Genomic DNA, 20351 nt, shown 5'->3' on the forward strand with positions numbered 1-20351 from the left:
ATGGGACCGGCCCTTCTTTGTGCATCAACTTCCCGGTTCGAGTTCGAGCCTGACCGTTCGCACCTCGCCGCCGCGCATCAACGTCAGTTCAACGCTTTGCCCGACCCGAAAGTCGTCAAGGCGGGCGAGCAGGTCGCCGACCCGCGAAACAGGTTTGCCGTTCATAGCGGTAACGATGTCCCCGGGAGCCACGCCGCGCCTTGTGCGCTGCGCTGCGACCAGACCGGCGCGCTCGGCTACCGACCCGGGATCGACCCGCAGGACAAAAACACCCTCGATCCCTGAAGCGCGCTTGAGCCGGTCGTTGATATCGTCGTCGCTTTCGAGGCCAAGGCTGGGCCGCGTATAGCGCCCCTCGGAAATGAGCTGCGGCACAACGCGCATCACCGTGTCGACCGGCACAGCAAAGCCGATTCCTGCCGATGCCCCGGAGGGACTGTATATCGCGGTATTGATCCCGATTAGTCGGCCAGCGGAGTCGAGTAGCGGGCCACCCGAATTTCCCGGATTGATTGCGGCATCGGTCTGGATCAGGTGCCGAATGTCGGGGCCGTTTTCGTTCGGCAGCGAACGATCCAGTGCCGAGACAATGCCCTTGGTCAAGGTCCAGTCCAGGCCGAACGGATTTCCGATCGCGAAGACATTCTGTCCGACCTGCAGGTCGCTGCTCGTGCCTATGGGCACCCGGGCAGGCGCAGTGAAGCCTGCACCGCCAATTTTTAGGACAGCAAGATCGTGTTGTGGGCTCACACCGACCAGAGTGGCGGAAAACTGGCGACCGTCGGCAAGCTGTATTTGTGCTTCGGATGCACCCTCGATGACATGGAAATTGGTCACAATATGGCCGGCTCCATCCCATACGAGACCGGAGCCAGATCCGCGCGGCACGCTGTAGACATTACGTGTCCAGAAATCGGCAACTCGCTGCCGTGTCGATATGAAGACAACGGACTCTCGGGCATTGCGGAACAGGTCGATAGTGGCGCGTTCATCTGCGCCAAGGTCTCCGCGCGGAGTGACCATGCGTGGCTCGGCCACCGGACCCAATTGGCTGAAGAGTAACGATGCTGTTGCAGCTAGAAGCAGGGCGTTCATTATGATCAAAACCACTATCCACGGACGCGAATTTGACATTGGCTTCGTCAACGTTTGTCTCATCACGGATAAATAGCGCCGGTTGTGCCAGGATCAACGCAATGCCTCGTCATTATTCGATCGACAAGAATGTCGGCAAACCAACCATAATCGGACATTGGCGGTGCGCATAACCAGGGCAAAGCTGCCTGTCCGCTTTCAGGCATCGTTTGGGAGAGCCTGAACGTCCGACATGGGGCGCGTGGCTGCCATCGGACATGGCCGCGACGAAGGGCAGCTATACGCAAACTGCGCCCTAAGACCTGCCGTTCCGGAGTGTCCAACAAAGCGGACATTCCATTGGACTTCGTTCGCCTTCCAAGCATTGGTGCTGTCAGTGAATCGCGGCTGAGTTGATCGGCCGCTGCCCTGACCAGCGCGACTGGCAGGGCCTTGGGTGGTGGGAGCGGCGAAGAGCGCTGCTCCGCCAAGGAGAACCGCCCATGATTGAAGCCAATGAGCAAAAGCCTGCTGCCAAGCGCCCGCGCAAGATGGCCCGAGAGCCCCAGCCTGCCAAAGCTGCTGAAGATTACCTCCTGATCGAGGCGCCCAAACCCAAGACCAAGGCTGCCAAGGTCGAGCTCATGCTCCAGCGCGGAGATGGCGCAACACTCGATGAGCTCTGCGCAGCAACCGGCTGGCAGGCGCATACTTGCCGTGCCTTCCTCACCGGCCAGCGCAAGAAGGGCCGGACGCTGGAGCGTTCAAAGCGCGAGGACGACAAGACCAGCTACCGACTGGCAGCCCCGCTGGCCTGCGACTGATGGGCCGCAAGCCTTACCTCACCCTCGGGCGGCTGGCGGAACTGCCGCCTGAGGAGCTCAAGCATGAGTGGGCGCGCCGCTTTGGTGCGCCGGCGCCCAACCTATCGGCCGAACTGCTGCGGCTTGGAGTTGGCTACAAGCTGCAGGAACAGAAATCGGGCGGCATCAGCCGCTCGACTCGATCGCTGCTGCGACAGGTCGCAGTGCGGGCGGGGGAGGGCGCCGAGAAGAAGCCCATGCCTCGCAAGCTGACCCCAGGCACCAGGCTCGTGCGGGACTGGCGCGGGGAAGGCCACACAGTGACGGTGCTTGATGATGGCTTCGAGTACGATGGCAAGCACTGGAAGTCGCTCACGGCGATTGCCAAGGCCATCACTGGCAACCAGTGGAACGGCCCGCTGTTCTTCGGCCTGGCCGAGCGGAAGAAGAAACCGTGAAGCCGCTGCGCTGCGCGGTCTATACCCGCAAGTCGACCGAGGACGGACTGGAGCAGGAGTTCAACAGCCTCGATGCTCAGCGCGAGGCCTGCGAGGCATACATCCTCAGCCAGCGGCACGAGGGCTGGAGCCTGGTCCCGGGGCGCTACGACGATGGCGGCTACTCAGGTGGCAACATGGAGCGGCCTGGCCTCAAGGCCCTGATGGCAGAGATCGATGCCGGCCAGATCGATGTGATCGTCGTCTACAAGGTCGACCGACTGACCCGCAGTCTCGCGGACTTCGCCAAGATCGTCGAACGGCTCGATGCGAGGCAAGCGAGTTTCGTCTCCGTCACCCAGGCGTTCAACACCACCACGAGCATGGGCCGGCTGACGCTAAACGTCCTCCTGTCCTTCGCCCAGTTCGAGCGTGAGGTCACTGGTGAGCGGATCCGTGACAAGATTGCAGCCTCCAAGAAGAAGGGCATCTGGATGGGTGGGCCGGTGCCGCTCGGCTACCAGGTTATCGACCGGAAGCTGATCCCGGTCCCCGAAGAAGCCGAGCGGGTGCGCATCATCATGCGCCGCTACCTGGAGGTCCGAAACGTCCCCCGACTGATCGAGATCCTGCGCGCCGAGGGTGTAGTCACCAAGGTCCAGCAGCGGGTCAGCGGTCCGCATCGCGGCGGTATTCCGTTTGCGCGCGGCAGCTTGTTCCATCTTCTTAAGAACCCAGTTTACCGCGGCAAGATCGTCCACAAGGGCAAGGTCTACGATGGCGAGCACGAGGCCATCGTCGACGAGGTCTTATGGAACCAAGTGCAATCGCACCTCGCAGCGAAGGCGCCGCCGAGGAAGCGATCAACCAATGAGCCGCAGCAAGCCATGCTGCGCGGTCTCATCACTGACCCGCACGGCCGTCCGATGGTGCCAACCTACGGCTCGAGCAAGGTCAAGCGGTACGCCTACTACGAGACCCGCAAGGACCTGGCCCGGCCAGGTGATCCGCCCGGTATCCGGTTCCAGCGCGGCCAGCTCGAGCAGCATCTCATAGGTCATCTTGAAGAGCTGCTCGGGGATGAGCATGCCCTGCGGCGCTTGTCTGGCATCGAGGAAGCCGGAACGCTGCGGACGATGTTTGCTACCGCCCACCTTCTCGCGGTCGACCTGCGTGAGATTGGCAAGGTCGAGACGGCGCTGCGCTCGCTCGTTGCTGCCATTAGTATTCAAGCGGACTGCATGGAGATCACCCTGAAGCCAGGCGCACTTAGCGTCGAGGCAGACGCCAAATGGACCTGGACCCTGCCTCTCCCGACGCGGCGACCATTCCGCGAAGCCAGGCTGCGGATCGATGCCAGTGGCAATACCACCAGCACCTCAAGCGACCTGCTGGCCCTGATGGCTGATGCCATGGCTGCTCAGCGTCTGGTGCTTGCATCGCCGGAACTCAGTCCTGCCCAATTGGCAAAGCGGGAAGGGCGGTGCCGAACGCAGTTGACCCGGCTGCTGCGGCTCTCGTGGATGAGCCCGAGAATCGTCGATGCCATCGCTGATGGAACTCAGCCCAAGGGGCTGACGCGCCGCGCCCTGCTGATCTGCGACATGCCGATCGACTGGGCCGAGCAGGAACGGCAGTTCGGGTTCGCGGCCTGAGCGCAAATCAATCCAGCAAATCGAGGTGAAGCCGGGTTCTTCGGGGCAGAGAATCCGGCATATTTTTAGCCTCGGCGGCTGGCCAGCCCAGAGTCTCTGGCTTCACTCTGATTTTGATGAGCCGCCAAACCCCGCGGAACTGCGCCACTCAGCAGGCGCAGGGTGCCCGCAGGCGAAAATCCGTTACCTCGAAAGACTGATTGGTGCGGTCGAGAAGACTCGAACTTCCACGGGCTTTCGCCCACAACGACCTCAACGTTGCGCGTCTACCAATTCCGCCACGACCGCTAAATCAACGGGCGGCCGGATCGTTGGGATCGGAGGCTGCCCGGGGGGGGTAGGAGCGCGCCATTAGCAAAGGGGATGGGGGGGTGCAAGCGCGGAAACCGTTAGGGCCGGCGCGGCAGGTTGTACCGGTGCGGGACGGCCGCGAAAGCGCGGTTGCGGGCTTGGTAAACGCGGCGTTTACCTTGGCCGATGTTCGCCGCTGCCGCCCTTCTGCTTGCTGCTGCCACCGTCCAGTCCGGGGCGGCGCTGCCGGTGCAGGATGCGCCGGCCCGGGGGGAACCGCGCGGCGGGGTTCAGGTGGTGGCGCGGGCCGTGGTCGAGATTCTGCCCGCCGCACGGGCGACAGCCGATTTCCGCGCGGACGAGCCCCGGCGGCAGGTGCGACGCAACCCGGCCGGGCAGACCTTGGTTGAATTCGAATAAGCGAGCGGCCTAGTTCGGTTTCCAGCCGAATTCGGCCCGAACACCTGATTTGGGAACGGGAACCAGCGCCTCGCGAATTTCGACTGTTTCACCAGGCGCGAGGACGCGCTTGGGGGGGCGGGCTTCGGCGCTGTGAACGATCCGGCCGCGCGAATCGCGCAGCACGATCAGCACCGACGGCACAGAGCGGGGCTCTGGCGAGACATTGGTGATCGAGCCATTGGCGCCAAAGAACCAGGTGCCGTTGGGCAGCTGGTGCCGATCCTGCTGCCGGACCGGGAAATCAAGCTTCAGGCCGGGCTGGTCCTCGGCAAAGGTCGGCTTGGCGAAGGGCATCCAGTTCGGCAGGCCATACCAGGCCGTCGCCCCGATCGCGGCGACCGAGATCACTGCAAACAGCGCAGCGGCCAGGGTCCACATCCGCGCGGGATTGCGGCGCGGGGCGAGCAGCGGTTCGTGCGCGAACCGCGAATGCTCGCCATCGTCGTAATCGCCATAGGCCGGATCGGCATAGACGGGGGGAACCGGTACCGGTGGTTCGGGTTCGCTCTCGCGCAGCGGCGGCGGGGGCGGCAGACCGGCATCGGCCGCGCGATCAGCCTCGTCGTCCTCAGCCAGCGTTGGCGGCGCACGACCGATCGCTTCGTGAGCGAGGGCTTCCGCAGCGGGGGGCGGGGGAGGCGGAGCGGGCGGAGGTGCGGGTTCCGGCGCAGGGGTCGGTTCGGCCGGTGCGGGGGCAGGACGGAGGGCAAGTTCCGGGCCTTCCTGGAACCAGCTGTGCTTGCACTTGGCGCAGCGTACGGTGCGGCCATCGGTGCCGATGGCATTGTCCGGCACGACATAGCGCGTGGCGCAGGCGGGGCAGGCGATGATCATCGTTCCCCCGTAATGCATGGCGCGCCGCCCCCCGGCAAGCAGCCCCCGGGGAAAGCCGCGCCGCATTGCCCTTTTTTCCACATGGATTGGTCGCTATAGCCGCCCGGTTCGCTCCACTCTTGCCGGATTGACCGCCCTTCGATGACCTTGGGATACCAGCCATGACGGGCGAACATGCCGGGGAAATCGTGCAGTTCGATAATGTCGGCCTGCGTTACGGCACCGATCGCGAGGTGCTGAGCGACGTTTCCTTCACGCTCTATCCCGGCAGTTTCTACTTCCTCACTGGGGCGAGCGGGGCGGGCAAGACCTCGCTGCTCAAGCTGCTGTACCTGGCACAGCGGCCCTCGCGCGGGATGATCCGCATGTTCGGGGCCGATGCGATCACCCTGCCGCGCGAGCGCCTGCCCGCGTTGCGGCGGCGGCTAGGGGTGGTGTTCCAGGACTTCCGCCTGGTCCAGCATCTCTCGGCCTTCGACAATGTCGCCCTGCCGCTGCGGGTGGCCGGGGTGGCCGAGCGCGAGCTGCAGAAGCCGGTCACCGACATGCTGGAATGGGTTGGCCTGGCTGACCGGATGCATGCCCGCCCAGCCACGCTTTCGGGCGGGGAACAGCAGCGCGTCGCCATTGCTCGCGCGGTGATCGGGCGGCCCGACATGCTGGTTGCCGACGAGCCGACCGGCAACGTCGACCCGGAAATGGCGATCAAGCTCTTGCGCCTGTTCGAGGCGCTGAACCGGCTCGGCACGACCGTGGTGGTTGCCACGCACGATATCCACTTGCTGAAGAAAGTGCCGGATTCGCTGATCATGCGGCTTGAAAAGGGCCGCCTGTCCGACCCGACCGGCGCGCTGCGCTATCCGCCGCGCCCCAGCACCGCAGGGCGGGGCTGATGGCGCTGCGGCTGCCTCCGGTATTCGGCGGCTCGCTGGCGCGCGGGCTGCGCACGCTGTCGGGCATGAGCGAGGCCGAACTGGTGCCGAAGGCGCGGCTGGCCGGGCCGATGCCCTGGGTGATCGCGATCATGGTGGCGCTGACGGTGGTGGCCACTGCCGCTGGGCTCGCCCTCAGCAATATTGCCGGTAACGCCGCCGATGAGCTGAGCGGCGGGGTGACGATCCAGATCGTCGAAGCCAATCCCACCACCCGCCTGCAACAGGCCGAGGCGGCGGTGGCCCGGCTGAATCGCACGCCCCGGGTCGAGGCAGCGACGATCGTGTCCGAGGACGAGGTCGAGCGGCTGATCGAACCCTGGCTGAGCGGGCTGTCGGGCGTCCAGCAGGACATTCCCGTGCCCGCCCTGATCGACGTACGGATGCGCGATCCGGTGACCGGTGAAACGCTCGGCGCGCTGCGTCGGCTGGTGCGCGAGGTGGCTCCCGCAGCGCGGGTCGATGCGCAATCGACCTGGTTGGGGCCGGTTTTTGCGACGATCGATTCGTTGCGGCTGCTCAGCTTCGCGCTGGTCGGGATGCTGGCGGCGGCGCTGGCGGCCTCGGTCCTGCTGGCGGTGCGCAATGCGCTCGGGGCCAATCGCGATACGATCGAGATCGTCCACCTGCTGGGCGGGACCGACCACCAGATTGCGCGGGTGTTCCAGCGTTCGGTCGGCTTTGATGCCGCAGGCGGCGGCACGATCGGGCTGGGGCTGGGGTTGATCGCGGTGCTGCTGCTGGGGCGGCAATTTGCCGGGCTTGGCGCGGGGCTGGTCAGCGGCGGAGCCCTTGGCTGGATCGACTGGGTCCTGCTGGCGCTGGTGCCGCTGGCGGGGGTTGCCCTCGCCATGATCACGGCCCGGCTCACCGTGCTGCGCGCGCTGCGCGAAATGCTGTAGGGCAGGGCAGATGTTCCGTCGGCTGATCGCGTTCGTGGTATTGGGCTGGGTGCTGGGCTTTGCCTGGTTTGCCATGACCTTGCCGCAGCCGGCCGCTGACGAGCCGAGTGACGCCGTGGTCGTGCTGACCGGCGGCACCGGGCGGATCGAGCGCGGGCTGGAAGTCTTGTCGCGCGGCTGGTCGCGTCGGCTGCTGGTCTCGGGCGTCGATCGCGACGTAAAGCCGCACGAGTTCGCGCGCGGCTACCGGGTGCGGGCATCCCGGATGGCCTGCTGCATCACCCTGGGCTACCAGGCGGTCGACACACGGTCCAATGCGGTGGAAACGGCGCAATGGCTGGCGCGCGAGAAGGTCAAGGTGGTGCGACTGGTGACGAATGACTGGCATATGCGCCGTGCACGGATGGAACTGAGCCGGACCGCGCCGGCTGGCGTGACGATCATTGCCGATGCTGTCCCCAGCCAGCCGAGCCTTGGCACCCTGCTGCGTGAATACAACAAGTTGCTGGCGCGGGCCGTGCTGGGCGCGGTGAGCGGGAACTGATCATGGCCATTCTGCGCAGCCTGTTGTTCTATCCGGCGTTTTACGTGGGCAGCGTAGGCTATATCCTGCTGGGCGCGCTGCTGCTGGCGCTGCGCCAGTACGCCGCCTTCGAGCGGGTGGTTCGGGGCTGGGCCCGCTACCACCGGGCCTGCGCCCATTACCTGCTGGGGATCCGGCTGATCGTGGAGGGTGAAATGCCCACCGGCCCGGTGCTGATCGCGATGAAGCATGAATCCTTCTACGAAGCGATCGACATGCCCGGCTTTTTCGATCGCCCGGCGGTTTTCGCCAAGGCCGAACTGATGCGGATCCCGGTCTGGGGCCGGATCGGGCAGCGTTATGGCCTGATTGCGGTGCGGCGTGACCAGGGGGCGGCGGCGTTGCGCGCCATGCTGGCCGCGGCGCGCGATTACAGCGCAGCCGGGCGCCCGCTGGTGATCTTTCCCGAAGGAACGCGGATTCGCCACGGCCAGCGCGGCGAACTGCAGGCCGGTTTTGCCGGGCTCTACAAGCTGCTGGGCCTGCCAGTCGTGCCCGTCGCGGCCAACAGCGGCCTGCTCTATCACCGCTGGTGGAAGCGTTCGGGTACGGTCACCTTCAGGATCGGCGAGACGATCCCGCCCGGTCTGCCGCGCGAGGAAATCGAGGCCCGGGTCCAGGATGCGATCAACGCCCTGAACGAGCCTGCCGCGTGACCGCCCCCGAACCGCGCTCGCCGCTCGAGGTGCTGGGACCGGGGCTGGTAACGGGGGCGGCGGACGACGATCCCTCGGGCGTAGGCACCTATAGCCAGGTCGGCGCGCAGTTCGGCTATGGCATGGGCTGGACGCTGATTTTCGGCTTCCCCCTGCTCGCGGCGATCCAGGCGATCTGCGCGCGGATCGGGGCCACGACCGGGCGTGGCATCGCCCAGAACCTGCGCCGCCACTATCCGCCCGCATTGCTACGGCTGGTGGTGATCCTGCTGCTGGTGGCCAACGTGATCAACCTGGGGGCTGACCTGGGAGCGATGGGGGCCGTTCTGGCGCTGATCGTGCCTGGGCCAGTGCTGGCCTATACCGTAGCCTTCGGTATCATCAGCGTGCTGCTGGAAGTGTTCCTGAGCTACAACAGCTATGCCCGGATCCTGAAGTGGGCGACCTTGTCGCTGTTCGCCTATGTCGGCGTGGTGCTGGTGGCCGATGTGCCGGTCGGCGAAATGCTGCACGGCCTGCTGGTTCCGCAATTCACCTTTGACCGTGATCACGCCATGGCGCTGGTGGCGATCTTCGGCACCACGATCAGCCCTTACCTGTTTTTCTGGCAGGCCGGGCAAGAGGTGGAGGAGCAGCACCGCCGCCATATCAAGCCGCTCCACATCAGCCCGCGCACCGCCGGGCCGGAACTGCGCCGGATCCGGCTGGACACGCTGGTTGGCATGGGTTTTTCCCACGTCGTGGCCTTGTGCATCGTGATTGCGACGGCCGCCACGCTGCACGCCAACGGTATCAGGGAAATCGGCAGCGCGGCCCAGGCGGCCGAAGCACTGCGGCCGATCGCCGGTGACCTGGCTTTTGTCCTGTTCGCGGTGGGGATCATCGGCACCGGGCTGCTGGCCGTGCCGGTGCTGGCCGGCAGCGCCGCCTATGCGGTGAGCGAGGCCTTTGGCTGGACCGAGGGCCTGGATCGCAAGCCGCGCGAAGCCAAGGCCTTTTACAGCGTAATCGTGCTGGCCACGGCGGGCGGTATCGCGCTCAACTTCATCGGTATCGATCCGATGAAGGCGCTGTACTGGGCGGCCGTGGTCAACGGCCTGCTGGCGCCGCCGCTGATGGTGGTGACGATGCTGATCGCCACCAATCCGAAGGTGATGGGCAAGCTGGTGCTGGCCCCGCGCCTGCGGGCATTCGGTTGGCTCGCAACGGCGGTGATGTGGGTGATCGCCGGGGTGTTCCTGCTGGCCTAGCCCCAGAAATCAACCAGCGTGATCGCTGCGGCCAAAGTCGGGCCGGGCATCGTCCTGCCCTTGTTCGATGATTGAACGGCGGATGTCGCGGGTGCGGGTGAACAGCTCGAACAGGGTATCGCCATCACCCCAGCGGATTGCACGCTGTAGCGCGGTCAGGTCCTCGCTGAAGCGCTGGAGCATTTCCAGCACCGCGTCCTTGTTGGTCAGGAACACGTCGCGCCACATGGTCGGATCGGAGGCGGCGATGCGGGTGAAGTCGCGGAAACCGCCGGCCGAATACTTGATCACCTCGCTCTGGGTCACGCCTTCAAGGTCGGAGGCCGTACCGACGATGGTATAGGCGATCAGGTGCGGCAGGTGGCTGGTCACGGCGAGCACCAGGTCGTGATGCTGCGGGTCCATCAGTTCGACCTTGGCGCCAAGGCCTTCCCAGAAGGTAGACAGGGCGGCCAGCTTGTCGGCATCCACGCCTTCGGGCGGAGTGATGATGCACCAGCGGTTGTGGAACAGGCTGGCAAAGCCCGCGTCCGGCCCGGACCGCTCGGTCCCGGCAACGGGGTGGGCCGGGATCACGCAATGGCCCGGCAGGGCTTCAGCCAGCGCCTTGGCAACGCTCAGCTTGGATGAACCGACATCGCTGATCACGGCATCGGCCGGGATGGCCGCGGCCAGGTCCGCCGCAACCGCGCCGATTGCGCCAACCGGTACGCAGAAGACCACCAGGTCGGCCCCGGCGACCGCCTCGGCCCCGGTTTCGCAGACCGTGCCAACCAGGCCGCGCTCGGCAGCCCGGGCGCGGGTGGCGGGATCGCGGTCCCAGCCGGTAGTCTCCACCTGCGGCAGATGTTCCTTGACCGCGAGGCCGATCGAACCGCCCAGCAGACCAAGGCCAATGATGGCGACGCGTTCGAACTTCATCGCGCCGCCTCGGCCATTTCGCGCAGGGCGGTGGCGATAGCATCCATCTGATCGGCAGAGCCGATGGTGATGCGCAGCGCATGACCGAGCCCCTGGTTGGGCAGCCAGCGGACGATATAGCCGCGCTCTGCGAGGCCCTGATAAGCCGCCTCGGCACTCAGAGCCCCTTCGAACAGCACCAGCACGAAGTTGGCCTCGCTCGGCACGGGGCGCAGGCCGTGGTTGCCCAGCGCCTCGATCGCGCTCACGAAGCGGGCGCGCTCGGCCCGGTTGTGCTCGCGCGAGGCGATCACGAAGGCCTGGTCGGCCACGGCGGCCAGCGCCATGGCCTGGCCGCTGTTGGTCACATTGAAGGGGCCGCGAATGCGGTTCAGCGTATCGATCAGCCCCGGTGCGCCGGTGGCCCAGCCGATCCGCTCGCCCGCCAGGCCATAGATCTTGGAAAAGGTCCGGGTGACCAGCACGTTCGGATGCGCGGCGGCCAGCGCGAGGCCGTGATCGTCGTCCTCCGGCGTCAGGTATTCGGCATAGGCCTGGTCCAGCACCAGCAGCACGTCACCTGGCAGGCCGGCGTGGAGCCGCGCCACTTCGGAGGCGGGCAGGTAAGTGCCGGTGGGGTTGTTGGGATTGGCCAGGAACACCACCCGCGTCCGTTCGGTCAGCGCGGCCAGCAAGGCATCGACATCGCTGCCATAGTCCTTGTCCGGTGCCTCGACCGGCACCGCGCCGCAGCGCCGCGCGGCAATGTCATAGACCGCGAAACTGAAGCGCGAGAACAGCACCTCGTCACCCTGTCCGGCATAGCCCTGCGCGGCGAGGTTGAGCAATTCGTCCGATCCTGTGCCCAGCACGATCCGGGCCGGATCGATCCCGTGCAAGGTGCCGAGCGCCTCGCGCAGATCGGTGCTGCCCGGATCGGGATAGAGGCTGGGCTGCTGCGCATGGGCCCGCGCCGCCAGCGCCGCCGCGCTGGTGCCCAGCGGGTTCTCGTTGGCGGACAGCTTGACCAGCGGGCGGCCGTCGGCACCGGTGGCCTTGCCGGGGACATAGGCGTGGATCGCTTCGATCCACGGCTTGGGTGCGGGGGCAGGGGCGTTGGTCATGATGGCGAGGCCCTTAGCAGGCTTGCGGGCAATTGACAGCCCGCGCGCGCTGGACCAAGCCCGCCGCGATGGTTGAACCCGCGCTTCATGCCCAAAGCCATGTCCTCGAACTGGCCCAGCCGCTGGCCCTTGATGGCGGGCAGCAGCTTGGCGGCGTGCGGGTGGCTTACGAGACCTATGGTCAGCTGGATGCCGTCCGCTCCAACGCGGTGATGATCTTCCATGCGCTGACCGGCGATCAGTGCGTCGCCAGCCCGCATCCGATCACCGGCAAGCCGGGCTGGTGGGTAAGGATGGTGGGGCCGGGCAAGCCGATCGATACCGACCGGTTCTTCGTGATCTGCGCCAATGTGCTGGGCGGTTGCTATGGCTCGACCGGACCGGCCAGCGCGGGCCCCGATGGCGAGCCCTATGCCATGCGCTTTCCGGTGATCACGATCCGCGACATGGTCCGCGCTCAGGTCGGCGTGCTCGATGCGCTGGGGATCGAGCAGCTTCATGCCGTGGTTGGCGGATCGATGGGGGGCATGCAGGCGCTGTCGTTTGCCGCCAACTGGCCGGAGCGGACCCGCGCCGCGCTGGTCATCGCCTCGACCGCGCGCCATTCGGCCCAGAACATCGCCTTTCACGAAGTGGGCCGCCAGGCCATCATGGCCGATCCCAAATGGAAGGGCGGTGACTATTACGGCAGCGGCAAAGGCCCGGAAAAGGGCCTTTCAGTCGCCCGCATGGCCGCGCACATCACCTACCTCTCGGAAGAGGGGATGCACGAAAAGTTCGGCCGCAAGCTGCAGGACCGCACGGAAAAGACCTTCGGCTTCGATGCCGATTTCCAGGTCGAAAGCTACCTGCGCCACCAGGGGCTGAGCTTCACCGATCGGTTCGATGCGAACTCCTATCTCTATATCACCCGGGCGATGGACTATTTTGACCTGGCCGAAGAGCACGGCGGGCGCCTCGCCGATGCCTTCCGCGCCAGCAAGGCCCGGTTCTGCCTGGTCAGCTTCGATACCGACTGGCTCTATCCAACGGCGGAAAGCCGCACGATCGCCCACGCCCTCAACGCCGCCGGTGCGCCGGTCAGCTTTGTCGAGCTGTCGGCGCCGTTCGGGCATGACAGCTTCCTGCTCGATGTCCCCGCGCTCGACCGGGTCATCGAAGGATTCCTGAAGCAATGAGCGCCTTGCGTCCCGACCTTGCGGTGATTGCCGCCAATGTCGCGCCCGGATCGCGGGTGCTCGATATCGGCTGCGGCGATGGCGCGCTGCTGGCGGCGCTGCGCGATGGCAAGCAGGTCGATGCACGCGGCATGGAGCTCGATCCGCACGACGTGGCCGAATGCGTCGCCAAGGGTCTCTCGGTGATGCAGGGCGATGCCGACACCGACCTGGTCGACTATCCCGACGCCGCCTTCGATTACGCGATCCTCAGCCAGACGCTGCAGACCACCAAGCGCCCGGACAAGGTGCTGGACGAACTGCTGCGCGTGGGCCGCAAGGCCTTTGTCAGCTTTCCCAACTTCGGCCACTGGCGGGTGCGGGCCAGCTTGTTGTGGCACGGACGGATGCCGGTGACGCGGCTGCTGCCGGTCGCCTGGTACGAGACCCCCAATATCCACCACGTGACAGTCAGCGATTTCCGCGACCTGGTGGCGGCCAAGCACCTGACCGTGGAGGGCGCCTGGTTCCTGTCGGGTGACAAGCGGATCAGCGATGCGGCGGCCAGCTGGCGGGCCGAGCACGCGGTATTCCTGCTCTCGCGCTAGGCGACCTTTAGTACCGAGTCATCGCGGGCCAGCGCCCACAGGCTGAGGCCGGCAGTGCTGGCGCGTTCGACCGCGAGTGATGTGGGCAGGGAGATGCAGACCAGGCTGGTTGCCCCGCCGCGCACAGCTTTCTCGACGATTTCGTAGCTGCACCGCGCGGTCGACAGGACGAAGCCTGGCGCCAGAGGCTCGCCCGCGCGGGCCTTGGCACCGATCAGCTTGTCGAGCGCGTTGTGGCGGCCCACGTCCTCGCGCACGGTGGTGATGGTGCCATCGGCGCGGCAATGGGCGGCGGCATGGGCTGCGCCGGTTTCCCGGCCCAGCGGCTGGTGATCGCGCAAGGCAGCCAGCGCCGCGAAGATTGCGACAGGTTCGATCGGTTCATGCCCGGCGACCGGGGGCAGGGGACGGGCGACTTCGGCCAGGTTCTCGATCCCGCACAGGCCGCAGCTCGATTCCGCGACGCGGCGGCGCACCCGGTCTTCCAGCTTGTCGATGCCCAGCCCCGCCAGCCGGGCGCGGACGATCCAGCCCTGCGGCACTTCGGCAATGGCGATGTCGGCAATGTCGGCGGCGCTGCTGGCCAGCCCTTCGCTCAGTGCGAAACCGGTGGCGAAATCTTCGAGGTCCTGCGGGCTCGCCATCATCACCGCATAGGACAGGCCATTGAATTCCAGCGCCACCGGGGCTTCCGGCACCCAGCGCCGCGTGATCGCGCGCCGGGTGCCGTCAGGCCTGACCTCGGTGGTCGAAGTCGTGGCTACATGCGGTGCAGCGCGCACAGCTTGTTGCCATCGGGATCGCGCAGGTAAGCCAGGTACAGCTTCATGCCCGCGCCTTCGCGCACGCCCGGCGGGTCTTCGATCGCCTTGCCGCCAGCGGCCACGCCAGCCGCGTGCCAGGCATCGGCCTGGGCCGGGCTTTCCATCGCAAAGCCGATGGTCATGCCGTTGCCGGGAGTCGCCGCTTCGCCATCGATTGGCTTGGTGACGAGGAACATCGAACCGTTGTGCATGTAGATCAGGCGACCCTTGGGGTCGACGATCCCGGGCTTGCCGCCCACCGCGCCAAACAGCGCGTCATAGAATGCCTTCGAACGATCGATGTCGTTGCTGCCCACCATCATGTGGCTGTACATCGCCCTGGTTCCTCTCTCTTGGGTTGCGGGAAGCGACCTGTTTAAGCGCACGCTTAAGAAGGTCAATCGTTTCGCAAGCCCTATCGCGCAAGGGCAGCAAAGCGGGCGGCAGTGGCAAAGGCGGCGGCGCGGCGGGTGCGGCGGTCCTCGGCCTCGGCATCGCGGCCCCACAGCTCGGCCTGCCATTCCTCCTCAAGCTCGGCGGCGATCCACAGCGCCCCGGCATCGGCATCGGGTTCGAGCGCGGCAAGACCGATCACCAGCGAGGCGGCAAGCGAGGTCAGCGTGTTGAGCGCGGCCAGGGCAAAGGGATCCAGCCCGTTCAGCAAATCCCGCAGGTGGGCCAGGGTCTCGCCTGGCTGGGGGCGGTGGATGATCCCGCTGACCCGCTCGAACCGCACCCCGTACCGTGCTTCGGCCGCCTGCAGCAGCGGCTCCCAGCGCTCCAGCTGCCGGGCGTGCAACGCTTCGCCGGGATCGGCGCGGTAGCACAGCGTATCGGTCTCGGCATAGCGGATCAGGCCCGCAACGGTGGCAACGGGATCCGGGGCCACGACATCCAGTGCATAGTCAGCCATGTCGCGCAGCACGAAGCTGGCGGGAACAATGGTCTCTTCCTGCGCCGCCCATTCGGCGGCCAGCGCCTCGGCCAGGGCGCGGCTGGGCAGCACTTGCGGCCGTCCGCCGACCGTCTTCACCCCGCGGCCATCCAGCTTGACCTGCCAGCCGCTGCCTTCGGCAAGGGCCAGCGCCTCCTTGTAGAACCGCTTCATGGCTTCGGACTTTTCCACTTCCGCGACAGGATCAGCGGCACGACCAGCATTTCGGCCATGCCGACCACGGCCAGCAAATAGCCCGCGGCGACCGGCAGTTCGACCCGTCCGGCAATCGCCAGCAGGCCGAACAGGAACAGACCGAGGCCAGTCAGGCGCACGATCTGGATCACCATGAAGCGGCTGCGGGCGCGGGCTTCATCTTCGGTCATTGCAGCAACTCCAGCAGGTGGGCGGGATCGCGGGCGACGGCGGCAGCGCCGGCGTCGGCCAGTTCGGCCGGGGTGTGATAGCCCCAGTCCACCCCCAGGCCGCGCACCCCGGCATTGACCGCCATGGTCATGTCATAGGCCGTATCGCCGATCATCACCGCCTGATCGGGCATTACGCCGGCTTCGAACAGGGCGGCTTCCAGCATGGCTGGATGCGGCTTTGACGGATGCCGGTCGGCCGTTTGCAGCGAGATGAAGTGGCCGCTGAGACCATGCGTGGCCAGGCAATGCTCCAGCCCGCGATCCGATTTGCCGGTGGCCACCGCCAGCGCCCAGCCGGCGCCGCGCAAGGCGTCCAGCGTTTCACGGATCCCGGCATAGAGCGGCTCGACCAGGTGCCCGGCTTCCCGCGCGGCGCGAAAGGCGCGGCGGTATTCGGCGTCGATCCCCTGGCGAACGACCTCGTCGCCCTCAGGCAGCAACAGCCGGATGGCTTGCGGCAGGCTGAGGCCAACCACGCGGCGGACGATGTGATGATCGGGCGCGGCCAGGCCGTGGGCGGCAAAGGCCGCGTCCATTGCTGCACAGACCCCGGCCTGGCCATCGACCAGCGTGCCATCGCAATCGAAAACGGCGAGCCGCTGGTTCACTTGGCCAGGGTCCGCATCAGCGCCGCTATCGCGCTGGCACCCTGGCTTTCCAGCCCGGCGGCAACCCGCTCGCGTTCGTCGGCCGGCTTGTTCTGGCTGAGCTTCAGCGTCTCGCGCCAGGCCAGCACTTCGAGTTCGAAACCCACGATCCCGGCCATCAGTTTGCGGAGATAGTCCTCCGGGGCCTTGTCCATGGTCCAGGGCGGGCCGTCCAGCCGGGCCTCCTCGCGCGCCGACAGGGCTTCAAGGTGGCCCAACAGGCCATCGCCATCCATCCGCCGCACCCGGCCTTCCAGTTCCAGCGCGACATAGTTCCAGGTCGGGACCTGAACCGGATCGGCATACCAGCGCGGGCTGACATAGCCATCCGGCCCGTTGATTACCGCCAGCACGGTCATGCCGTCGATGTGCCTGGTCAGGGCATTGCCACGCGCCAGGTGGAACTGCAGCGCGCCATCGCCGGTCGACACCAGCGGCACGTGGGCCACGCGCGGGCCATCGGGGGTGGTGGCAAAGACCATACCGAACCCGATCTCGTCGATCAGGGTTTCCAGCAAGGCGCGATCATCGCGGCGGAACGCGGAATTGGGGTGCATCAGCGCTTACCTGTCGGCTTCGGTCCTGTTTTGGGCGCCGGACCTGGCCCTGGCTTCTTCGCGGCCGGTTTGGGACTGCCCTTGCCCTTGGTCGGGCCGCGTTTGGTGGGCGGTTTGCGGGTGGCGACCCGGCCCTCGGCGCGGCCGCGCCGTTCGCCGCGGCGTTCCTTGCGGACCTGTTTGGCATGGGCCTTTGCGGCCTGTTTCTCGTCGGCTTTTCCGGGCTTGTACGGCTCGGGCAGAGCGTCGCCGTCCTCCTCGTCAAAGCCGAGGTTGGCCATGGTATTGGCAAAGTGCTCGGGCAATTCCGCCCGCACATCGATCACGTCGCCATCGGGGTGGTCGATGATCAGGCGGCGCGCGTGAAGGTGCATCTTGCGGCTGATCGAGCCGGACAGGAAGGCTTCCGGCCCGCCATACTTGCCATCGCCGACGATCGGGTGGCCAATCGCGGCCATGTGGACGCGCAGCTGATGGGTGCGCCCGGTCAGCGGTTGCAGCTCGACCCAGCAGGCGCGATTTCCGGCGCGGTCGAGCACGCGGTAGCGGGTCCGGGCCGGCTGGCCTTCGCCAGACTTGTCGACCATCATCTTTTCGCCGCCGGTGCCGGGCTGCTTGGCCAGCGGCAGGTCGATCAGGCCATCCTCGACCGAGGGGACGCCGGCGATGATCGCCCAATAGATCTTGCGCGCGGTGCGCCCCGAAAAGCGCTTGGAAAAGAACGCCGCGCTGCCCGGGGTGCGGGCGATGAGCAGGACGCCAGACGTATCCTTGTCGAGCCGGTGAACCAGCCGCGGGCGCGGCCCGTCATGGGCAAAGGCATCGAGTAGCCCGTCGACATGCTCCTTCATGCCGCTGCCGCCTTGCGTCGCAAGGCCCGGCGGCTTGTTCAGCACGATGGCGGCGCGGTCCTGGGTGATGACCATGGCCTCGGCCCGGGCGATTTCCTCGTCAGAGAGCTCGCGGCGCGGCTTGGCGCCGCCCTTGGCCGGAGTATCGCCGCCGGGGGGGACGCGCACCACTTGCCCGGCCGCAAGGCGGTCGGCCGGATCGGCGCGCTTGCCATCCACCCGGATCTGGCCGGTGCGGGCCCAGCGGCTGACCGTGGCAAACCCGACCTGCGGCAGGTGACGCTTGAACCAGCGGTCAAGCCGCACGCCGTCGTCATCATGCTGGACGGTAAACTGGCGAACTTCCGTGCTCATGCAATTCCTCGCGCCAGGGCCAGCCCGGCAAACAGTCCACCCACGCCGCCAGCCAGCGACAGGGCAATATAGAGCGCGGCCTGCGCCATGGCCCCACGCTGGATCATCAAGGCGATCTCAAGGCTGAAGGCCGAAAAGGTGGTGAACCCGCCCAGCACCCCGACGCCCAGCAGCAGCCGCCAGGTTTCGCCACCCTGACCGTGACGCGCCAGCCAACCGGCCAGCAGCCCCATCGCCAGGCTTCCCAGCACGTTGACGGTCAGCGTGGCATAGGGAAACGGCCCCGCGCCAATCAGCCTGCCCGCCGCAAAGCGCAGCCATGCGCCAAACGCGCCGCCAGCGGCGACGGTCAGCGATGCGGCCACGAATGAGGGCGGGGCGGTCATGCCCGGTGCCTTAGCCGGGGTTTGGCCAATCCGCCACCCTTGCGCATTAGAGGGCGATTCAACCTGCCTTGTCACCCCGGACTTGTTCCGGGGCAGTGCTTTTCTTCTGCGACGCTAGCCCAGAGCCGGACCGCCGCAGGAAGGCAGCACCGCCCCGGAACAAGTCCGGGGTGACTCTTAGCGAGAGGGGCGCGCCTTCCCCGGCGCCAACAAACAGACCAACGCCGCCACCACGGTGCCAAGGCACAGGTGCCAGGGGAAGGCCACGCCCTTGAGCGCGGCGGGCAGCCCCAGCGCGTCGATCACATAGGGCTGGAAAGCCAGCACGGTCAGGAACCCGGCGGCAAAGGCGGCAAGGACGCTGGCGGAAGAGCCCCGCTTTGAAAACAGCGCAACGCCATAGACCCCCAGCAGCCCGGAATAGGCAAAGGCCATTACCCCCAGCACGAAGTCGAGCAGGGCGGTATCGGCATACCGCTGCCAGTAATAGGACAGCACCGCCATGGCGAACAGCGCAAAGCCCAGCATAACCGTGGCAATCCGCCCCATTCGGACATAGTGCGCCTCGCTCCGCTGGCCCGCAAAAGGCCGGTAGAGGTCGTTGACCAGCACGGCCGACATCGAGATCAGCCCCGAATTGATCGCCGCCGCCGCTATTACCCCCACCGTCACCAGCCCGCGCAGGCCCGGCGGCAGCTGGGTGAGAATATAGTGCATGAAAACAGTGACTTTCTCGCCATTGTAGCTGCTAGCAGCGTTCCCCTGGTAATACAGCCACAGCAGCGCGCCGATGGTCAGGAACAGCAGGATTACGGGGAGCGAGGCCCAGGCTGAAACGACCAGCGCCCGCGTCCCCTGCCGGGCATTGCGGCAGGCGAGGACGCGCTGGGTGGTGTCCTGATCCAGCCCGGCATTGGCGAAGTTGAGGAGGACCACCCCGGTCAGCACAGCCCACAGACCGAAGGGGGCCGAGAGGCTGAACGAGGGGTCGACCAATTGCAGCTTGTCTTGCCCGCCGGGCGCGGATTGCAGGGTGTTCAAGGCCTGCTCAAGCGTCATTGGCAGGCCACTCCACAGGTACCAAGCGACCACCAAAGCGGCACCAACATAGAGGACCACCTGCACCAGGTCGCTCCAGATCACCGAATTGAGCCCGCCCATGAAGGTAAAGGCCAATCCGAACACCAACAGGATCAGCATGGCGACCAGCATGTGCCCCGGCGCTACATCCAGGAACAGGATCATCGAGACGGCAATGGCAGCAAGATAGAGTCGCGCCCCGCTCGCCAGGATCCGCCCGACCAGGTACATCGCCGCTGCCGCCCGCCGCGCCGTCGCATCGAAGCGCGCCTCCAGCAGTTCGTAAACCGTGGTCACCCCGGCGGCATAGAAACGCGGCATCAGCCAGTGGCCCACCAGCCAGGCCGCGACCAGCGAGGCGAAGACCCCGCCAATATAAGTGAAGTTGCCGCGATAGGCGAAGTCCGGCACGCCCAGGAACGTTGCGGCTGATTGCACGGTTGAGAGCACCGAGATCGCCACCAGCCAGGTCGGCGCGTGATGTCCGGCGAGGAAGTAGTCCTCGGATCGCATCCCCCGCCGCGTGGTCAGCCACCCGGCCAGCGCCAGCAGCATCACATAAAGTCCCAGCACGGCCCAGTCGGCAGTCGTGAATGTGGTGCGCATTGGTCCCCCTGATTGCGGCGTCTAGCGCGAAAGCGAC

At 66.5% G+C, this 20351-nt stretch carries 24 protein-coding genes and 1 tRNA gene; 11 read left to right on the forward strand and 14 right to left on the reverse strand.

All coding sequences use genetic code 11. The features are described from left to right. Nucleotides 1-24: 24 nt before the first annotated feature. Nucleotides 25-1158: a trypsin-like peptidase domain-containing protein gene (locus tag O9281_RS14115; protein WP_100868475.1), complete on the reverse strand. Its 1134-nt coding sequence runs from the start codon at nucleotides 1156-1158 to the stop codon at nucleotides 25-27. Between the two features lie 419 nt (nucleotides 1159-1577). Here O9281_RS14115 and O9281_RS14120 point away from each other — a divergent pair, with 419 nt between their 5' ends. The 3 genes from O9281_RS14120 to O9281_RS14130 are packed head-to-tail and all read left to right on the forward strand — an operon-like array spanning nucleotide 1578 to nucleotide 3969. Continuing rightward, nucleotides 1578-1898: a DUF3489 domain-containing protein gene (locus O9281_RS14120; protein WP_298187135.1), complete on the forward strand. Its 321-nt coding sequence runs from the start codon at nucleotides 1578-1580 to the stop codon at nucleotides 1896-1898. Next, the gene (locus O9281_RS14125) at nucleotides 1898-2335 is read left to right on the forward strand and encodes a DUF2924 domain-containing protein (RefSeq protein ID WP_298187136.1); all 438 of its coding nucleotides are present in this window, start codon (nucleotides 1898-1900) and stop codon (nucleotides 2333-2335) included. Before O9281_RS14120 ends, O9281_RS14125 begins: the two co-directional genes overlap by 1 nt. Next, on the forward strand, nucleotides 2332-3969 hold the full coding sequence (locus O9281_RS14130; RefSeq protein ID WP_298187137.1) for a recombinase family protein: 1638 nt from the start codon (nucleotides 2332-2334) through the stop codon (nucleotides 3967-3969). The genes O9281_RS14125 and O9281_RS14130 overlap by 4 nt, the downstream gene beginning before the upstream one ends. 201 nt (nucleotides 3970-4170) lie before the next feature. On the opposite strand, the gene O9281_RS14135 is transcribed toward O9281_RS14130, so the two are convergent. Beyond that, nucleotides 4171-4257, reverse strand: a tRNA-Leu gene (locus O9281_RS14135). A 189-nt stretch (nucleotides 4258-4446) separates the two neighbouring features. Here O9281_RS14135 and O9281_RS14140 point away from each other — a divergent pair. Next, nucleotides 4447-4680 carry a hypothetical protein gene (locus tag O9281_RS14140; protein WP_298187138.1) on the forward strand — a complete coding sequence of 78 codons (234 nt, stop codon included), beginning with the start codon at nucleotides 4447-4449 and terminating at the stop codon, nucleotides 4678-4680. Between the two features lie 9 nt (nucleotides 4681-4689). Here the strand turns inward: O9281_RS14140 and O9281_RS14145 are convergent, their stop codons facing one another. After that, entirely contained in the window at nucleotides 4690-5574 is an 885-nt protein-coding gene (locus tag O9281_RS14145; protein WP_366521477.1) for a zinc-ribbon domain-containing protein, read from the reverse strand. A gap of 143 nt (nucleotides 5575-5717) precedes the next feature. Here O9281_RS14145 and ftsE point away from each other — a divergent pair, with 143 nt between their 5' ends. From ftsE to O9281_RS14170, 5 genes are read left to right on the forward strand one after another with little or no spacing between them, the layout of a single operon-like run. Continuing rightward, on the forward strand, nucleotides 5718-6449 hold the full coding sequence (ftsE, locus tag O9281_RS14150) for a cell division ATP-binding protein FtsE (RefSeq protein WP_298187140.1): 732 nt from the start codon (nucleotides 5718-5720) through the stop codon (nucleotides 6447-6449). Further along, complete coding sequence (locus O9281_RS14155) at nucleotides 6449-7390, forward strand: cell division protein (RefSeq protein WP_298187142.1); 942 nt, start codon at nucleotides 6449-6451, stop codon at nucleotides 7388-7390. Before ftsE ends, O9281_RS14155 begins: the two co-directional genes overlap by 1 nt. A 10-nt stretch (nucleotides 7391-7400) precedes the next feature. After that, nucleotides 7401-7934, forward strand: coding sequence for a YdcF family protein (locus O9281_RS14160; protein ID WP_298187144.1), 534 nt, complete (start codon nucleotides 7401-7403; stop codon nucleotides 7932-7934). Between the two features lie 2 nt (nucleotides 7935-7936). Next, entirely contained in the window at nucleotides 7937-8629 is a 693-nt protein-coding gene (locus O9281_RS14165) for a 1-acyl-sn-glycerol-3-phosphate acyltransferase (protein ID WP_298187145.1), read from the forward strand. Further along, entirely contained in the window at nucleotides 8626-9879 is a 1254-nt protein-coding gene (locus O9281_RS14170; protein ID WP_298187146.1) for an NRAMP family divalent metal transporter, read from the forward strand. The genes O9281_RS14165 and O9281_RS14170 overlap by 4 nt, the downstream gene beginning before the upstream one ends. 9 nt (nucleotides 9880-9888) lie before the next feature. Here O9281_RS14170 and O9281_RS14175 read toward each other — a convergent pair whose 3' ends face one another. Together O9281_RS14175 and hisC are read right to left on the reverse strand one after the other, a co-directional pair. Continuing rightward, on the reverse strand, nucleotides 9889-10800 hold the full coding sequence (locus O9281_RS14175; RefSeq protein ID WP_298187147.1) for a prephenate/arogenate dehydrogenase family protein: 912 nt from the start codon (nucleotides 10798-10800) through the stop codon (nucleotides 9889-9891). Continuing rightward, the gene (gene hisC, locus O9281_RS14180) at nucleotides 10797-11903 is read right to left on the reverse strand and encodes a histidinol-phosphate transaminase (RefSeq protein WP_298187148.1); all 1107 of its coding nucleotides are present in this window, start codon (nucleotides 11901-11903) and stop codon (nucleotides 10797-10799) included. The genes O9281_RS14175 and hisC overlap by 4 nt, the downstream gene beginning before the upstream one ends. A 68-nt stretch (nucleotides 11904-11971) precedes the next feature. Here hisC and O9281_RS14185 point away from each other — a divergent pair, with 68 nt between their 5' ends. Next, complete coding sequence (locus O9281_RS14185) at nucleotides 11972-13081, forward strand: homoserine O-acetyltransferase (RefSeq protein WP_298187149.1); 1110 nt, start codon at nucleotides 11972-11974, stop codon at nucleotides 13079-13081. Then, the gene (metW, locus tag O9281_RS14190) at nucleotides 13078-13668 is read left to right on the forward strand and encodes a methionine biosynthesis protein MetW (RefSeq protein ID WP_298187151.1); all 591 of its coding nucleotides are present in this window, start codon (nucleotides 13078-13080) and stop codon (nucleotides 13666-13668) included. The genes O9281_RS14185 and metW overlap by 4 nt, the downstream gene beginning before the upstream one ends. Here metW and fdhD read toward each other — a convergent pair. The 9 genes from fdhD to O9281_RS14235 form a co-directional block, all read right to left on the reverse strand. Beyond that, the gene (fdhD, locus tag O9281_RS14195; RefSeq protein ID WP_298187152.1) at nucleotides 13665-14450 is read right to left on the reverse strand and encodes a formate dehydrogenase accessory sulfurtransferase FdhD; all 786 of its coding nucleotides are present in this window, start codon (nucleotides 14448-14450) and stop codon (nucleotides 13665-13667) included. The two genes, metW and fdhD, sit on opposite strands and share 4 nt — an antisense overlap. Next, nucleotides 14429-14806, reverse strand: coding sequence for a VOC family protein (locus tag O9281_RS14200; RefSeq protein WP_298187155.1), 378 nt, complete (start codon nucleotides 14804-14806; stop codon nucleotides 14429-14431). Before O9281_RS14200 ends, fdhD begins: the two co-directional genes overlap by 22 nt. 80 nt (nucleotides 14807-14886) lie before the next feature. Continuing rightward, the gene (locus O9281_RS14205) at nucleotides 14887-15579 is read right to left on the reverse strand and encodes an ATP12 family chaperone protein (RefSeq protein WP_298187363.1); all 693 of its coding nucleotides are present in this window, start codon (nucleotides 15577-15579) and stop codon (nucleotides 14887-14889) included. Continuing rightward, the gene (locus O9281_RS14210; protein WP_298187156.1) at nucleotides 15576-15791 is read right to left on the reverse strand and encodes a hypothetical protein; all 216 of its coding nucleotides are present in this window, start codon (nucleotides 15789-15791) and stop codon (nucleotides 15576-15578) included. Before O9281_RS14210 ends, O9281_RS14205 begins: the two co-directional genes overlap by 4 nt. Continuing rightward, the gene (locus O9281_RS14215) at nucleotides 15788-16441 is read right to left on the reverse strand and encodes an HAD-IA family hydrolase (RefSeq protein ID WP_298187158.1); all 654 of its coding nucleotides are present in this window, start codon (nucleotides 16439-16441) and stop codon (nucleotides 15788-15790) included. Before O9281_RS14215 ends, O9281_RS14210 begins: the two co-directional genes overlap by 4 nt. Beyond that, entirely contained in the window at nucleotides 16438-17037 is a 600-nt protein-coding gene (locus tag O9281_RS14220; RefSeq protein ID WP_298187159.1) for an FMN-binding negative transcriptional regulator, read from the reverse strand. The genes O9281_RS14215 and O9281_RS14220 overlap by 4 nt, the downstream gene beginning before the upstream one ends. Continuing rightward, the gene (locus tag O9281_RS14225; protein WP_298187161.1) at nucleotides 17037-18242 is read right to left on the reverse strand and encodes an RluA family pseudouridine synthase; all 1206 of its coding nucleotides are present in this window, start codon (nucleotides 18240-18242) and stop codon (nucleotides 17037-17039) included. Before O9281_RS14225 ends, O9281_RS14220 begins: the two co-directional genes overlap by 1 nt. After that, nucleotides 18239-18628 carry a fluoride efflux transporter CrcB gene (gene crcB / locus O9281_RS14230; RefSeq protein WP_298187162.1) on the reverse strand — a complete coding sequence of 130 codons (390 nt, stop codon included), beginning with the start codon at nucleotides 18626-18628 and terminating at the stop codon, nucleotides 18239-18241. The genes O9281_RS14225 and crcB overlap by 4 nt, the downstream gene beginning before the upstream one ends. 177 nt (nucleotides 18629-18805) lie before the next feature. Next, nucleotides 18806-20314, reverse strand: a complete 1509-nt coding sequence (locus tag O9281_RS14235) for a sodium:solute symporter (RefSeq protein ID WP_298187163.1) — start codon at nucleotides 20312-20314, stop codon at nucleotides 18806-18808. Nucleotides 20315-20351: the final 37 nt, after the last annotated feature.

Source organism: Novosphingobium sp., from assembly GCF_027531025.1.
In the GTDB taxonomy this organism is placed as follows: domain Bacteria; phylum Pseudomonadota; class Alphaproteobacteria; order Sphingomonadales; family Sphingomonadaceae; genus Novosphingobium.

Coding starts and splice junctions, on each gene's coding strand:
- O9281_RS14115 (WP_100868475.1), bottom strand. CDS start 1,158: ATGAGACAAACGTTGACGAAGCCAATGTCAAATTCGCGTCCGTGGATA.
- O9281_RS14120 (WP_298187135.1), top strand. CDS start 1,578: ATGATTGAAGCCAATGAGCAAAAGCCTGCTGCCAAGCGCCCGCGCAAG.
- O9281_RS14125 (WP_298187136.1), top strand. CDS start 1,898: ATGGGCCGCAAGCCTTACCTCACCCTCGGGCGGCTGGCGGAACTGCCG.
- O9281_RS14140 (WP_298187138.1), top strand. CDS start 4,447: ATGTTCGCCGCTGCCGCCCTTCTGCTTGCTGCTGCCACCGTCCAGTCC.
- O9281_RS14145 (WP_366521477.1), bottom strand. CDS start 5,574: ATGCATTACGGGGGAACGATGATCATCGCCTGCCCCGCCTGCGCCACG.
- ftsE (WP_298187140.1), top strand. CDS start 5,718: ATGACGGGCGAACATGCCGGGGAAATCGTGCAGTTCGATAATGTCGGC.
- O9281_RS14155 (WP_298187142.1), top strand. CDS start 6,449: ATGGCGCTGCGGCTGCCTCCGGTATTCGGCGGCTCGCTGGCGCGCGGG.
- O9281_RS14160 (WP_298187144.1), top strand. CDS start 7,401: ATGTTCCGTCGGCTGATCGCGTTCGTGGTATTGGGCTGGGTGCTGGGC.
- O9281_RS14165 (WP_298187145.1), top strand. CDS start 7,937: ATGGCCATTCTGCGCAGCCTGTTGTTCTATCCGGCGTTTTACGTGGGC.
- O9281_RS14175 (WP_298187147.1), bottom strand. CDS start 10,800: ATGAAGTTCGAACGCGTCGCCATCATTGGCCTTGGTCTGCTGGGCGGT.
- hisC (WP_298187148.1), bottom strand. CDS start 11,903: ATGACCAACGCCCCTGCCCCCGCACCCAAGCCGTGGATCGAAGCGATC.
- O9281_RS14185 (WP_298187149.1), top strand. CDS start 11,972: ATGGTTGAACCCGCGCTTCATGCCCAAAGCCATGTCCTCGAACTGGCC.
- metW (WP_298187151.1), top strand. CDS start 13,078: ATGAGCGCCTTGCGTCCCGACCTTGCGGTGATTGCCGCCAATGTCGCG.
- O9281_RS14200 (WP_298187155.1), bottom strand. CDS start 14,806: ATGTACAGCCACATGATGGTGGGCAGCAACGACATCGATCGTTCGAAG.
- O9281_RS14205 (WP_298187363.1), bottom strand. CDS start 15,579: ATGAAGCGGTTCTACAAGGAGGCGCTGGCCCTTGCCGAAGGCAGCGGC.
- O9281_RS14210 (WP_298187156.1), bottom strand. CDS start 15,791: ATGACCGAAGATGAAGCCCGCGCCCGCAGCCGCTTCATGGTGATCCAG.
- O9281_RS14220 (WP_298187159.1), bottom strand. CDS start 17,037: ATGCACCCCAATTCCGCGTTCCGCCGCGATGATCGCGCCTTGCTGGAA.
- O9281_RS14225 (WP_298187161.1), bottom strand. CDS start 18,242: ATGAGCACGGAAGTTCGCCAGTTTACCGTCCAGCATGATGACGACGGC.
- crcB (WP_298187162.1), bottom strand. CDS start 18,628: ATGACCGCCCCGCCCTCATTCGTGGCCGCATCGCTGACCGTCGCCGCT.
- O9281_RS14235 (WP_298187163.1), bottom strand. CDS start 20,314: ATGCGCACCACATTCACGACTGCCGACTGGGCCGTGCTGGGACTTTAT.